Source organism: Chryseobacterium aquifrigidense (assembly GCF_006716485.1).
Classification (GTDB): Bacteria; Bacteroidota; Bacteroidia; order Flavobacteriales; family Weeksellaceae; genus Chryseobacterium; species Chryseobacterium vietnamense.
This window is the reverse complement of sequence record NZ_VFPD01000001.1, coordinates 3,359,267-3,372,392: the sequence shown is the minus strand read 5'-3', so window position 1 is coordinate 3,372,392 and position 13,126 is coordinate 3,359,267. Positions and strand designations below refer to the sequence as shown.

Genomic DNA, 13,126 nt, shown 5'->3' with positions numbered 1-13,126 from the left:
CATGGCGTAAGCAAGGCAATTAACCCTCCGATAAATCCAAGGAATAGATATGTCCAGTAATTTTCATCCACTTTGGTAGACGCTGTACCGCAATCTGTCAAAGGTTTTTTGAAATCAATGGTTGCAATTTTCAGCTGCTTCGGATCCAGTTTTGAAGTTTCTGTGATCGTAGCTTCTGTTTTTGCTGGATTTTCAGTAACCGTTTCAGTAATTTTTACAGAGTCTTTTACAGGACCTGTGGTTTCCTCAGTTGCAGCCTCTTCCGTTGCACCTTTTGGGGTAACTTTTTGGCTGAACTCTAATGTATTGGGAGCCAGACAAACTCTGTCGTCACAAGTCTGATAGGTAATTTCAGAAGTAATATCTGCGGGTTTTGTCGGATCTTTTAATTTAAATTTCTGCTTAAATCCGGCAGAATTGGAGTAGAATACAATCGTTCCTCCAAATGCTTCAGAAAATTCTTCATGTTTTTTACCGGCTTCGGTAAATTTTCCAATCAACTCAATATTCTTTCCTGTCACTTTATACTCCGTCGGAATTCCGGTATCTTCCGGTAAATCTTTAGAGTAAATGTGCCATCCGCTTTCCATGGTAGCATTCAATACCGCTTCGTATTGATTGTTTCCCAGTTCGTTGATGGTGAATTTAAACTTTACAGGATTTTTTATCTGCGCATTAATTCCTGTCGCTAAAAATAGTAGAATTAATAAAAACCAATTTCTAAATTTCATTGTTCATTTCGTTAAAGTTTTGAGACTCCATTTCGTTTTCTCATTCTTTGCATAATTTCTGTTTTACCTGAAAGGAAGGCTGCCAAATACAGCATTATTCCTAATAACTCTGTGTACAGATTTTTTGCCTCGCTAAAATAGATAATTTTTCGTCCCTAAAAAATTTAGAAACTTTCTTTTTTTAAGCCTGATGCGTAAAATATTTTATCATATGCTCCAATCACAATACATATGTTGCTTATTTTGCATTCAAAATGATTATTGATTTTTTCAATTTTGCCAACTTGGTATGATCATTTGAATTTTTACCAGGATAGAAAAACTGGAAAAATCAATTCAGATTTTTTAAAATATCTTCTACTGATGCTCTTTTTTTATAATCGGGATCAAAATGTCTCCATGTAATTTCTTTACCTTCATTAAGAATGAATGTTGCGGATACAGGAAGTCGTCCTGAATGATCTGATCTGCTGTCAGCAAAATCCTCCTTTAATTTTGAGTTGTAAAAATTAAGAGTTTCACTATCAGGAGTGTAAAGAACATCAAAAGCTTCTGCAATTTTATACCCTTCGTCATATAAAACAGTATAGTCTGTCTTTGTTTTACTGATCGTCTTCTCTATAAATTCCGGTTTTTCGGGAGAAATAATAACGAGTTTTGCATTTTTCGACTTCAATTCCGGAGACAGATTCTGTAATGTTTCAATATATTTGTTACAGTACGGGCACCATTGTCCGCGGATAAAAACAACCACCAGTTTTTTGTTTTCTTTTGATGAAGAGAATGTATTTCCCAAGTGATCTTTCGCATTGAAATTATCAATTTTATCTCCTACCATTTTTCCTTTTACCTGATCTAAGGTTTTGCCGGATTGTGGCATTTTTTTTTCCAGAACAGATGCTCCTACGCTTAAAAACTGTTCTGCATTATAATATCCGAAATCATATTGAACTAGCTTTCCATTCGGATCCAGGAATAAAAAGGAAGGATAGTTGACCACTTTAAACTCTTTGGCGAGTCCCAGACCTTCTTTTTCTGCGTCTATGGCAAGGTTTACAAAATTTTTGTTGAACATCTCTCCAACTCTGGTGTCTGTGAAGGTGTTTTTTGCCATGAGCTTGCATGGGCCGCACCATGTGGTGAACAGGTCAATGAAGATCAGTTTATTCTCTTTTGCCGCTATTTTTTTCGCCGCCTCTAAATCAATTTTTTGAAAACTGATACCTGTGCTTTGTGCATTCAATGAAATTCCTATTGCTATAAGAAAACTCAAAATGATTTTTTTAAACATATATTTCTTTTCTTATTAGGTTCCCTGATCCATAAAAAAATCACCCATCATTAAATTACTTTTTTTTAATAACTTGATTGTCAGGTAGAAAAAACACTGTTGTTTTTTATCTTTTTGATCTGTTCTACACATTTGTATTTTTGATTCTGAGCATTATGCCTGCTTGAATACTGATACTTGTTCTGGATTTCCTCAATACTTTTATTTTCAATAAAAATGTCATGGATCAGATTCTGGCAGTGTGAAGAAATAGACTTGATATAACCCGCCAGCTTTTCCCAATAATATCTTTCATCTTCAATGGCAGCACTTATTTCCTGCTGATGTTCTATGAAATAGATTTCGGGAGACTCTATATAAAAATTTCTGTTTCTTAATTTTTTTAACCACAGATTTTTAACAATTCCGATAATGTAGTTTCCCAGACAGGTTTGAACTTTAAACTCATCGGCATTCAGTTTTTCATACAGAATGAGCAGGGCATCCTGGAAAATATCTTCTGCATCTTGCAGATTCCCTTTATTCCTGAGAATGAATTTTTGAGTATAACCAAAATACTGTTGGTATAAAATTCCAAAAGCTATATTGCTGTCTTTCTTAAAATCATCAACAGCTAACGAATTAGTTGTTTTTCTGTCCACGTTACAGTTATCTTTTTTTGAGTTGTCCTGTCTGCCTGATACCTGCGATCCTGTCTGAGAGGGATGACGCCCAGAATATGGTTTCCAAAGTCACATAATAACCAGATATTTTCCCTGACCAAGGCAGATAATTTTTCGTCCCTAAAAAATTTAGAAACTTTCTTTTTCCCTGAAAATCCTGTTGGATAAAATTCATCTCCATCCTGTTGTTTTCTCAAAAGAAGAGGGAACTGGAGCTTTTCAGCATCGAAGTCCCATTCAAATTCTTTATTGATTTCAACAATGTTTTCAAGATCATCTACGAGATCGATGCTGATCTGGTTTTCGGAAAAATCAAAGTGGTCAATCAGTAATATTTCTTCCGGAGTTTCCTTTTTTCCACTTTTATCAATAAAGATCAGTTCATCACGATTGACGATCAGCTGATAATCTTTTGAAAAAAAAGAACTGTTGTTTTCTGCTTTAAAAATTTTGGGGATTTCTTCCTCCTGATTAAATCCGTATTTCTTTAAAATTTCAAATTTTACGAAATCACTTTCCAGATCCAGCTTTTCCTTTGATAAGATTTTATAGTTTTGGTTAAATAGGGTAAGGCGTTTTTCTATCTCCTGAATTTGTTCATGAACAAAATCCTTAGTCTGATTAAGATATAAAGAACTCTTTCTGAAATTTTCCAGAAAATGATCGTTGGTTTCCATCAGCATCGGAACAATCTCATTCCTGATCTTATTCCTCAGATAATCACTCTTTTTATTAGAAAGATCTTCCCGGAATTCAATAGTATGCTGCTCAGCAAACTGATAAATTTCTTTTTTTGAAACACTTAAAAGGGGACGAAGGATTTTATTATCATTCGGAGGAATTCCACTCAATCCATTGATGCCTGCAGCTTTGGAAAGATTAATGATGAAAGTTTCCAGCTGATCATTAAGATGATGGGCAGTAACGAGAAATTCCAGTTTTTCTTTTTCCTGAATTTCTTTAAAAAAGGCGTACCGAAGCTCTCTTGCCCAAAGCTGGATAGAATTTTCGGGTTTCTGATCTTTTGCTGAAACTTCATACAGATGAAATTTTATATGATTTTTCTCACAAAAATCCTGCACCGTTTTCTGATCCATATCCGAATCATTCCCCCGAAGTTTATAATTGATATGCGCTACCTGAAACTGAAACCTGGCATCTTGAATTTCCTGCTTGAAATCCCTGAATAATGAGGCTAAAACCATAGAATCTGCTCCTCCGCTTACTGCTAAAAGATAGGAGTGGTTTTCCGGCTCGTGAACAAGATTTTTTAATTGACTGATAAAGGTTAATTTATTCAACATCGATGTTGAGAATTTCTTTTATGCAAAGATAACCGATATAATTCAATTGAATTTTCCTAACTTTGAGTAGTCTAAAAATGATTATTTATGAAGATTTTAAAAATTTTAGCAGTTTCTGCAATGGCGCTGGGGATGACATCATGTGTCAGCAAAAAGCAGTATGATGCTTTGAGCACAAACTATAAGCAGTGTATTGAAAATATTGGAGAAAGACAGAGAGAAATTCAGGATTTGAAATCTCAAAACTCTGCATTGGCAGGTGAAAACAACTTGTTGAAAAGCCAGCATGATGCTTTAAAATCATCACTTGATGCATGTCTGTCCAATACTGGAAAAAGTTCTGCAAACATTGATAAACTGGTAGGAGAAATCAATGCTTCCAATTCTTATATCAAGCAATTGATCTCCAGTAATGCTAAAAATGACAGTCTGAACCTTGCATTGTCTAATAAGCTGAAGAGATCTTTGGATAATGTATCAGATGAAGATGTACAGGTGAAAGTACTGAAAGGTGTTGTAATGATCTCTCTTTCAGATAAAATGCTATATAAAACCGGAGACTACAATATTCTACCTGCAGCTCAGGAAGTGTTAGGTAAAGTAGCGAAAGTTATCAACGACTACGATAAATACTCAGTATTAATTGAAGGTAACACGGATAACGCTCCGTTGAACTCTCCAAATCTTCCGAGAGACAACTGGGATCTTTCTGCGTTAAGAGGTACTTCTGTTGCTAAAGTTCTTCAGACTCAGTTTGGAGTAGATCCGGCAAGAATTACTGCCGGCGGACGTTCTGAATACAACCCGAAAGCAACTAACATGAGCGTTTCAGGAAGATCAGAAAACAGAAGAACGGAAATCATCATTATGCCTAAACTTGATGAGTTTATGAAACTGATGGATATCGCTCCTAAGAAATAATGACTAAACCCTATATCATCATAAATCCCGAAGCAATTCGGGATTTGTTTTTTTATCAACCGGCCTGTTTGGGAATATATTTTGTTGATATTTTTTTCTGTGAAGAAAAAACAGTCTTTTTAGCGGGCTGTTCAAAGTAAAAGTTGGTGATATTCCAGACGATCATAATGGCTGAAAAATAATATAAATTCAGTACGAGCGCAATTCCTATATGCATAGAGATGGTAAGAAAAAGCCATATTTTCTGTATAGGTTTGTACCAGATAAAGAACGGGTAGCACATCTCAATGATAATGGTGCTCCATCCGATCAGGCTTACAATATAAGAGTGTTCTGCCAGCCAGCTGAAATCAATATTCAGGTCTCTGTTGGAATAGGGAAGATGAATGGCTTTCCATATAGATTCACCGTTCCACCAGTTGAAACCTAAAGCTTTGTCAAGTCCGGAAAAGAAATAGGCCATAGAAATATGAACCTGGAATAATCTTTTGATCGGAGTGAAATTACGATCATCCGGTTTTCTGCTGAAAATAAAATTCCTTAGCGAAAAATGCTGATCAGCAGGAAAAATAATCAGATAAAATAAGGACATGCTCGTGAAAAAATCTGCACCGTAAGCAAAGAAAGAACTTCCCTTGAGCAATGCAATCTGCAGGATAAGTAAAAGAAAGGCAGAAATTCTGGCATAAAATCCTGTAATAATACAAGTACACAATGTAATAAATAAGACTTTGGTCATCAGAATCGTTGTACTTTCTTCAATTCCGCAGCTTTGTAAGAAACTGACAATTTTTGAAAACGTAATCAGCCAGTCTGGAGTGAAAACACCCATAATATCCTGTGGAATAATACTGCTGCTTGAAAATAATTTGTTAAAATCCGGCAACACTGCAGTAAACTGTAATAGGATAACGATTCCTATGGCCACCCGGAAGAAGCTTAAGAATTCTGTTTGATTATCCTGTTTGAAAAAGAAGTTTTCAATTTTGTTGTAGAGTATATTCAGCTTTTTCATCACTTTAGTATTTGAATTCATCAATAAGGATAAGGTTTTCATTCGTTTTTCCTTTTTTGAAATCTGCAATAGTAGGGTAGTCGTACAGATAAAGTTTTGTGGTAATGCTGGCCGCGTTTGGGTTTTCTGCCATCACATGGGCAGCAATCTGTCTGATGATAATATCCAGATACTGATAATATTTTTTATCGTATATATTTTTAGTGGAAATTTTATCAAGAAACATATTGAAGACAGTGGTATATCTCACCCGGCTTTCTTTGTTTTTAAAGTAGGGAAGTGTTTTTTGTTCCAGAACCTTTCCATTCTTATCTCTTAATTCAAAACTCATGACAAAGTCGCTGGCAACATTCGGTGCGTAGAAACCATATCCCGTATCAAAACCAGTGTAAGAAGTAAATATGTTGACAGGCTTTGACTGGGCAATGTCTTCAGCAATACTATAGGCCAATGGTTTTTCATAGTTTTTGTCTTCATAATAAAAACCATAATATCCATCAAATGTTCCTTTCATACCAATTGTAAAGACTACCAGCAGAATAATGAAAATTCCGGATAACTGAAGTTTTTTTTTCATGGCAAATAAATTAAGAAAAGACTGTCTTCGGACTAAAAACAGCCTTTTTAGGTTATTTGTAATTCACCAATACGTTATTCAGTTTTACATTGATTCTGGGATCAATAGCTGTATTGGTTTTGTAAGATTTTATAATCACATTGGTAAGATTTCTTCTACCCATAGTAGGTGGGCAGATGGTGTATTCTTCTGCTCCTCTAACGGTTAATCTGCCTAAAGAGGCGATGTCTTTCTGGCTTAGTAAAACAACATTGGTAGCAACCTGGTTGTTTTGAATTGCGTAATAATCTGTTCCCAATTCTTTAGCTCCATATTTTTTCAGAATTCCTTCTACTTTTGCTCTCAGATCACCGTATTTTTTCCAGTCGATATTAGCTTTCATTAAACATCCGCGGATTACATACTGTCTGTTGATTTTGTATATAATAAAATTGGTACCCAAACTGTTCTGATGAAGTTTCTGAAGGCTTAACAAACTTTTCATGTCTTCATCTGAAATTTTTTTAACATCTTTCAGAATGTAATTATTGTCTACAATGTAATTGCCTTTTTCTTTGTAAAAAGACATCTCCTGAGGTTTTAGCTGGGAAAATATCATAACAAGTCCCACTATTGCTCCGATTAATAATAAAGTCTTTGTTTTCATGTGGCTGCTTTTAAAATATCCCTACTCTTTTTAGGATTTTCGGGTTCCTCCTTGATTTGAATGTTTCATGGTTGGAAAACTTATCTCAAAGGTAGAGGCATGCAGGAAATTACATACGGGTGTTTTTCCTGTTTTTTATGAGGATTTTGACTTTTAAAGAAGGAATGTTAATCAGAATTTTTGAAAAGCAGCCTTTATTCAAAGAGATTTTAAGCTGATTGGATAAACTTAAAACATGGCCCTGATAAAAGATTTTTAGAATGAACTTGGTAAGTGCTGTAGAATGAATGTTGGGAAAATGGAAATGAGATCCCATAGTGTAAAAAAAATAAATCCCGAAGGTGGCCGGGATCTATTCTTAATCAAATTAATTCTTCCTTTTTCAGGAGCGAAATAATTCGTTGCAAAAATGAAGTGGATATTTCTGTCTTACTTTTTGCTGCAGAAGAATCAGTTCTACTTTTCAGTACAACTTTTGTGTGATTCTCATGGTTAGTTTGTGTCTCTCCTGCAATCATCATGTTTTCTCTTAGTGTTTTTACCCCTTATTCTTACTGCAAACTTAAAGCTAATACCACAAAAATAACATCCGTGTTTTCCCGGTATTTTATATGGGGTTTTCACTGATGTGTAGATTTTTATACGCTCGACAAACAATTTTTAGGTATATAATTAGTTGATTAATAAAAGAATATGTATATTTAAGTCCCTGATAAAGGAAATACATAAAGAGGTATCCGAAAATCTAAAGAGTAGGAAATTAATACTAAACTAAAATCATTATGAAAAATTTGAAAAAACTTTCAAGAGGAGAAATGAAAACTGTACAAGGTGCTATTAACGGGTGTAATCCACAGATATTTTGTACCAGCCCACAAACACAGTGTTGCCCGGGATGGGTTTGTGCTGGTATAAGACAATATTGTATAGCCATATAATGGCTTTTTACATACAATTTAGATCTGGCTAAGAAAAAGAGAGGGATTAATTTCTCTCTTTTTTTGTATCTTCTTGTTGAATTTAAAAACTAGCTTTAAAATCCTTAAATTTGTTTAAATTAAAATGGTATGAGTTTTTTTGAAGAAAAGAATCCTGAAATGGACAGATATTTGGAGGCACATGCTTCTTCGGAATCCGAAATTCTGAAAAAGCTGCGAAGAGAGACGTATCAGAAAACAACACAGCCTCACATGATTTCCGGATATCAGCAGGGAAGACTTTTGACGATTATTTCCCAGATGCTGCAGCCGAAAAACATTCTTGAAATAGGAACATTTACCGGATATGCTACTTTATGTCTTGCATCAGGACTGGCAAAAGACGGAAAAATTACAACACTGGATGTGAATGAGGATCTTGCCTATCTTCCTAAAAAATATTTTGAGTCTAGTGAATATGCCAGTCAGATTGATTTTAAACTTCAGGATGCCAAGGAATATTTAAAAGAAACAGATGAATTTTTTGATCTGATTTTTGTAGATGCTGATAAAGAAAATTATGCTGACTATTTCAGACTGATTAAACCCCATACAAAGTCAGGAACGGTGATTCTTTTTGATAATGTATTGTGGTATGGAAAAGTGCTGGAAGAAAATCCGAAGCTGAAATCTACCCAGTCTATCCAGGAATTGAATGATTTGGCAGCAAAAGACGAAGATTTTGAAAATCTTATTTTACCTTTGCGTGATGGAGTCAACTTTCTACGCAGAAAGTAACTAAATATTCAAGGATTAAACATTTAAAGAAGTATACATTATATTGTAATCTTTAAATTATTCAATCTTTAAATTGAAAATTAATGAATAAAGGAGTTTGTATTGTTACAGTAGCGCCGGTTCGTGCAGAAAATTCTGACAGAGCTGAAATTGTTACGGAAATATTGTTTGGGGAAAGTGCAGATATTTTGGAAGTAGATAAAAACTGGACCAGAATAAAGATGCATTATGATGGCTATGAAGGATGGATGGATACCAAACAGCTGAAACCTGTGACAGACGAAGAGCTGGCCAAAAGAAAAGTGACTGTCGTTACCGAAGATTTTTCTTCCGTATTAATGAACGATGGGAAAACTTTACTCTCTATGGGTTCAGAAGTGGAATTCCCGGTGGTAGCTTCAAGAAGAAGCCATGATGTGCGTGAAAGTATCGCTCTTACAGCAAAAGAATTCCTGAACGTACCATATCTGTGGGGAGGGAAAAGTTTTTTTGCGGTAGACTGCTCCGGATTTACCCAATTGGTTTATAAAATTCACAATATAAAAATACCCAGAGACGCTTCACAGCAGGCTGAGGTGGGAGAACCGCTTACTTTCGTAGAAGAAACACAGCCTGGCGATCTTGCGTTCTTTGAAAATGCAGAAGGAAAAATTATCCATGTAGGAATTATGCTGGAAAATCAAAAGATCATCCATGCATCCGGAAAAGTAAGAATTGATACGCTGGATTCCACGGGAATTTTTAATAAAGAAATGAATAAGCATACTCATAAACTGAGAGTGCTGAAAAGTGTAATCTAACCTTAATTCAATCTCATCTGAAATGGAAAATATTCTTTTTGCAATTTTTGATATTTTAAATTTTGGATGGGTCGCTTTCTTATGGGGATTTACCCTGAAAAACTATAGCACTTTGCCAGAGAGAATTCCCGTACATTTTGATATGGAAGGAAAAGCAGACGGATTTGGAGGGAGGGCGTATGCCTTTCTGATGCCAGCATTAGCTTTGGGATTGTATGCGCTGTTCGTATATGGTATGAGACATCCCGAAGACACGAATTTCCCGGTAGAAATTACAGATCAGAATATGAATGCTCAGTTCTTGATTATGAAAATCGGACTGAGAATTCTTTTTGTTGTTCTGGCAATAATTTTTCTGAATCTTCAGGATTATATGTTCAGATATGCGGTTGATGATAAGGCTAAACCCAGAATTTCAATGGCCACCATATTTTTATCAGTTGTTTTATTTACTCCGGCATTACTTTTTATAGCTCATTTGTTTAAATGATACATTCTAAAAATAATTCAGAACATTATAAGTGGGGAAACCAATGCGACAGCTGGATCCTTAAAAATACCCAGGGCTTATCCGTAAAGCAGGAGAAAATGCCTGCAGGAACTTCAGAAAGACTGCATTTTCATCAAGTGGCAGAACAGTTTTTTTATATTCTGAAGGGAGAAGCAGTATTATACATCAATAAAGAAAAATTTTTGGTTCGCCAGGGAGAATCTATATCCATTGAACCCGGAGCAAAGCATTTTATTTCTAATGAAACAGATGAAGAAATTGAGTTTTTAGTCATCTCAAATCCTCCCACGGATCATGACAGAATTGAAATTAAAGAATAAGTAAATGGCTTTTTTATACAATATATTTATCAGTCTTCTTACCTTCGGTATGAAGGTTTTTGCGTTGATTAATGATAAAACTAAAAAAGGCGTTGAAGGGAGAGGGCAGTCTTTAAATATAGTAAAGTCTGTACTTTCAAAAACAGATAAAGTGATCTGGATGCATGCGGCAAGCCTTGGTGAATATGAGCAGGGATTACCTGTTCTGGAGAAACTGAAAGAGAACTTTCCACAACACAAGATCCTGGTGACCTTTTTCTCGCCGTCAGGGTATGAAAATGTTGTTAAAAAGAAACATATTGCGGACGTTATCTGTTATTTGCCTTTCGACAATAAAAAGACTGTAAAAGAATTTACAGAACAATTTAATGCTGAACTATTCTTTACGGTTAAATACGATTATTGGTACAACCTCCTGGCTGAACTGAAGAGTAGGGGGACGAAGATTTATGTTATTTCGGCGTTGTTCTACGAAAGACAGTCTTTCTTTACTTCCTATGGAAAATGGTTTGTAAAGCAGCTTCAGAAAAATGTAGATTGGTTTTTCCACCAGACTCAGTTTTCATTGGCTTTGGCGAAAAGTGTTGGATTATTGAAGTCTTCCGTAACAGGAGATACACGATTTGACAGAGTAAAACAACTCCGTGAAAGAAATAATCATGTAGGGTTCATTGCTGACTTTATTGGTGAGAAAAAAGCGGTTGTTTTCGGAAGTTCATGGCAGGCGGAAGAGAAAATAGCAGAAGTGGTTTCGCGTAAAAATAATACGGTAAAACTTATTATAGCACCTCATGATCTGAAGCGAGTGGAGCATTTGAAAAATAGATTCCAGGATGCTTTACTGTACAGCGAAATACAGAATACTCAAGGGATGACTTTTGATACGCAGGTTCTGATTATAGACAGTATTGGTTTATTATCAAAACTATACTCTTATGCGGATGTAGCTGTTGTAGGAGGAGGATTTCATGATGCCGGACTTCACAATATTCTGGAAGCCGCTACGTTCGGTGTTCCGGTGATTTTCGGGAATCATTATAAAAAGAATCCGGAAGCTGACGACCTTATCTCAGCAAATGGCGGAAAATCTTTCTCGGACGAGTATGCAGCCTCAGAATTTGTGTTATTTCTCGTGAATGAAGATAACCGAGAAGAACTTACTTCAATCTCCGAAAATGCGGGAAAATTTGTAGATGGGAAACCAGATTCTACCAGAATGATACTTCAGAAAATCTTAGCGTAAATATCCCTGATTTTTCATTTCCTTCATGATCTGATCAATGTTTTCTGGAATTCTGTCGCATTCCAGCCAGTTGAGGTCAAGACCATTATTGGTACATAATTTTTGAAGATAATGGTTTTCTGCTATTTTCTTGTGAGTATCACGAAGATATTCATCAATTTCCATCCAGTAATCTTCGTCCAGTTTTTTTACCAGAATTAATGATTTAAAGACTTTATTGATAATATAAATATAAAGCTTGTAAACATTGTCGAACCTTTGTCTGCTAAGGTCGCTGTTGTTTTCCAATATCTTGTTGACAAGAAGAAGATTCAGTGAGATCTCACCGAATTTATCAGTGGTAATTTTTACATGCTCTGTAATCTCAGCACTTATTTTTCGAACAGTGGAAAGGAAATATTTGGCATTTCCCACATATTTTGAAGCGAGAAGAACCTGTTCTTTCACATGTTCTTCCATGGCATCTCTTTTATCATCCGTAGTTTCCGGATCAATGAGTTCAAAATAGAGTTTTTTCGACAATAATTTATCCTTTCTCAGGAGTCTGAAAATTAGTTTGTCCTTTTCCGCTCCGGAAAAAGCACTCAGAGCAGCTTTGAACTCTTTTGAATATTCCATTAATTAAAAATTTTCGAATATTTCAGGAATCCGTTTATTGCCCAATTGACAGTATAATACAATGATTTTACTGTTGAGAATCCCATGAAATCTTTATAGACAAGATATTGATCTTTGATGATATTTTTTTTATTTCTTGAAACACTGTTTTCACGCATCCTGTATTTTGCCAGTGTTTTTTTTACCGGAATCCCTTCCGGAATTACTTTTAAAAGGTTAAGCCACATGACATGATCTTCACGTTTGCTTTTTACAGGGAACAAAAATTTGCCAACTCTCTGAGTATCATACATGGTAGAAACCGGTGCCAAACGGCATGTTTTCAACAGATTCGAGAATGTAACCACTTTGTCTGCCAAAAAATCTTTCAGAATAGGCTGAAGCTGTTCATCGCATCTTGAATAATTACAATAAACAAGTTCTGCACTGTGATCCTTCATATAATCTGTCATCGTTTGCAGATACTCAGGATACCAATAGTCATCAGAATCCAGAAAAGCGATATATCTTCCCTGAGCTCTTTCCAGGCTGTTATTTCTTGCGTTTCCTGCACCACCGTTTTTCTCCAGCACCTGCAGTTTTATTCTCGGATCATTATATTTTCTGATGATCTCAACAGTATTATCTTTGGAAAGGTCATCTGTAATCAGCCATTCCCAGTTTTCATAGGTTTGGTTAAGAACAGACTGTATGGTTTCCTCGATAAATTCTGCAGAATTATAACAGGGAGTAATGATGGAGACAAGATCTTTCATTTGTGTTTTTTAAACTG

At 35.3% G+C, this 13,126-nt stretch carries 16 protein-coding genes; 7 read left to right on the top strand and 9 right to left on the bottom strand.

The window, feature by feature from the left end; translation table 11 throughout:
* The 4 genes from FB551_RS15110 to tilS form a co-directional block, all read right to left on the bottom strand.
* Window positions 1–731 (bottom strand): protein-disulfide reductase DsbD domain-containing protein (locus FB551_RS15110; protein ID WP_262711503.1); only part of this gene is annotated, 731 nt, incomplete at its 3' end.
* Between the two features lie 331 nt (window positions 732–1,062).
* A complete protein-coding gene (locus FB551_RS15100; protein ID WP_167497859.1) occupies window positions 1,063–2,004 on the bottom strand; it encodes a redoxin domain-containing protein in 942 nt (313 codons plus the stop codon).
* Between the two features lie 98 nt (window positions 2,005–2,102).
* Window positions 2,103–2,663 carry an RNA polymerase sigma factor gene (locus FB551_RS15095; RefSeq protein ID WP_047435599.1) on the bottom strand — a complete coding sequence of 187 codons (561 nt, stop codon included), beginning with the start codon at window positions 2,661–2,663 and terminating at the stop codon, window positions 2,103–2,105.
* Window positions 2,636–3,988 (bottom strand): tRNA lysidine(34) synthetase TilS, encoded by a 1,353-nt coding sequence (gene tilS / locus FB551_RS15090; RefSeq protein ID WP_142018034.1) that lies wholly within the window; start codon window positions 3,986–3,988, stop codon window positions 2,636–2,638. Before tilS ends, FB551_RS15095 begins: the two co-directional genes overlap by 28 nt.
* Window positions 3,989–4,075: 87 nt before the next feature.
* Here tilS and FB551_RS15085 point away from each other — a divergent pair, with 87 nt between their 5' ends.
* Window positions 4,076–4,909 (top strand): OmpA family protein, encoded by an 834-nt coding sequence (locus FB551_RS15085; RefSeq protein ID WP_047435593.1) that lies wholly within the window; start codon window positions 4,076–4,078, stop codon window positions 4,907–4,909.
* A 55-nt stretch (window positions 4,910–4,964) separates the two neighbouring features.
* Here FB551_RS15085 and FB551_RS15080 read toward each other — a convergent pair whose 3' ends face one another.
* The 3 genes from FB551_RS15080 to FB551_RS15070 are packed head-to-tail and all read right to left on the bottom strand — an operon-like array spanning window position 4,965 to window position 7,147.
* Complete coding sequence (locus FB551_RS15080; protein ID WP_226798702.1) at window positions 4,965–5,966, bottom strand: HTTM domain-containing protein; 1,002 nt, start codon at window positions 5,964–5,966, stop codon at window positions 4,965–4,967.
* On the bottom strand, window positions 5,929–6,501 hold the full coding sequence (locus tag FB551_RS15075) for a hypothetical protein (RefSeq protein ID WP_142018033.1): 573 nt from the start codon (window positions 6,499–6,501) through the stop codon (window positions 5,929–5,931). Before FB551_RS15075 ends, FB551_RS15080 begins: the two co-directional genes overlap by 38 nt.
* Window positions 6,502–6,553: 52 nt before the next feature.
* Window positions 6,554–7,147 carry a hypothetical protein gene (locus FB551_RS15070; RefSeq protein WP_142018032.1) on the bottom strand — a complete coding sequence of 198 codons (594 nt, stop codon included), beginning with the start codon at window positions 7,145–7,147 and terminating at the stop codon, window positions 6,554–6,556.
* 782 nt (window positions 7,148–7,929) lie between these two features.
* On the opposite strand from FB551_RS15070, the gene FB551_RS23710 reads away from it, so the two are divergent.
* The 6 genes from FB551_RS23710 (at window position 7,930) to FB551_RS15045 (ending at window position 11,736) form a co-directional block, all read left to right on the top strand.
* Window positions 7,930–8,085 (top strand): CCPGW family putative bacteriocin, encoded by a 156-nt coding sequence (locus FB551_RS23710; RefSeq protein WP_445343317.1) that lies wholly within the window; start codon window positions 7,930–7,932, stop codon window positions 8,083–8,085.
* Between the two features lie 129 nt (window positions 8,086–8,214).
* Window positions 8,215–8,862 carry an O-methyltransferase gene (locus FB551_RS15065; RefSeq protein ID WP_142018031.1) on the top strand — a complete coding sequence of 216 codons (648 nt, stop codon included), beginning with the start codon at window positions 8,215–8,217 and terminating at the stop codon, window positions 8,860–8,862.
* Between the two features lie 83 nt (window positions 8,863–8,945).
* Window positions 8,946–9,662, top strand: coding sequence for a C40 family peptidase (locus tag FB551_RS15060; protein ID WP_047435579.1), 717 nt, complete (start codon window positions 8,946–8,948; stop codon window positions 9,660–9,662).
* Window positions 9,663–9,684: 22 nt separating this feature from the next.
* Window positions 9,685–10,152 (top strand): DUF1648 domain-containing protein, encoded by a 468-nt coding sequence (locus FB551_RS15055; protein WP_142018030.1) that lies wholly within the window; start codon window positions 9,685–9,687, stop codon window positions 10,150–10,152.
* Window positions 10,149–10,493 carry a cupin domain-containing protein gene (locus FB551_RS15050; RefSeq protein ID WP_047435575.1) on the top strand — a complete coding sequence of 115 codons (345 nt, stop codon included), beginning with the start codon at window positions 10,149–10,151 and terminating at the stop codon, window positions 10,491–10,493. Before FB551_RS15055 ends, FB551_RS15050 begins: the two co-directional genes overlap by 4 nt.
* 4 nt (window positions 10,494–10,497) lie before the next feature.
* On the top strand, window positions 10,498–11,736 hold the full coding sequence (locus tag FB551_RS15045; protein WP_142018029.1) for a 3-deoxy-D-manno-octulosonic acid transferase: 1,239 nt from the start codon (window positions 10,498–10,500) through the stop codon (window positions 11,734–11,736).
* Here FB551_RS15045 and FB551_RS15040 read toward each other — a convergent pair.
* The gene (locus FB551_RS15040; RefSeq protein ID WP_142018028.1) at window positions 11,728–12,354 is read right to left on the bottom strand and encodes a deoxyuridine 5'-triphosphate nucleotidohydrolase; all 627 of its coding nucleotides are present in this window, start codon (window positions 12,352–12,354) and stop codon (window positions 11,728–11,730) included. The genes FB551_RS15045 and FB551_RS15040 overlap by 9 nt on opposite strands.
* Window positions 12,354–13,109, bottom strand: coding sequence for a glycosyltransferase family 2 protein (locus tag FB551_RS15035; RefSeq protein WP_142018027.1), 756 nt, complete (start codon window positions 13,107–13,109; stop codon window positions 12,354–12,356). The genes FB551_RS15040 and FB551_RS15035 overlap by 1 nt, the downstream gene beginning before the upstream one ends.
* Between the last annotated feature and the right edge of the window lie 17 nt (window positions 13,110–13,126).

Coding starts and splice junctions, on each gene's coding strand:
- tilS (WP_142018034.1), bottom strand. CDS start 3,988: ATGTTGAATAAATTAACCTTTATCAGTCAATTAAAAAATCTTGTTCAC.
- FB551_RS15085 (WP_047435593.1), top strand. CDS start 4,076: ATGAAGATTTTAAAAATTTTAGCAGTTTCTGCAATGGCGCTGGGGATG.
- FB551_RS15080 (WP_226798702.1), bottom strand. CDS start 5,966: ATGAAAACCTTATCCTTATTGATGAATTCAAATACTAAAGTGATGAAA.
- FB551_RS15075 (WP_142018033.1), bottom strand. CDS start 6,501: ATGAAAAAAAAACTTCAGTTATCCGGAATTTTCATTATTCTGCTGGTA.
- FB551_RS15070 (WP_142018032.1), bottom strand. CDS start 7,147: ATGAAAACAAAGACTTTATTATTAATCGGAGCAATAGTGGGACTTGTT.
- FB551_RS23710 (WP_445343317.1), top strand. CDS start 7,930: ATGAAAAATTTGAAAAAACTTTCAAGAGGAGAAATGAAAACTGTACAA.
- FB551_RS15065 (WP_142018031.1), top strand. CDS start 8,215: ATGAGTTTTTTTGAAGAAAAGAATCCTGAAATGGACAGATATTTGGAG.
- FB551_RS15060 (WP_047435579.1), top strand. CDS start 8,946: ATGAATAAAGGAGTTTGTATTGTTACAGTAGCGCCGGTTCGTGCAGAA.
- FB551_RS15055 (WP_142018030.1), top strand. CDS start 9,685: ATGGAAAATATTCTTTTTGCAATTTTTGATATTTTAAATTTTGGATGG.
- FB551_RS15050 (WP_047435575.1), top strand. CDS start 10,149: ATGATACATTCTAAAAATAATTCAGAACATTATAAGTGGGGAAACCAA.
- FB551_RS15045 (WP_142018029.1), top strand. CDS start 10,498: ATGGCTTTTTTATACAATATATTTATCAGTCTTCTTACCTTCGGTATG.
- FB551_RS15040 (WP_142018028.1), bottom strand. CDS start 12,354: ATGGAATATTCAAAAGAGTTCAAAGCTGCTCTGAGTGCTTTTTCCGGA.
- FB551_RS15035 (WP_142018027.1), bottom strand. CDS start 13,109: ATGAAAGATCTTGTCTCCATCATTACTCCCTGTTATAATTCTGCAGAA.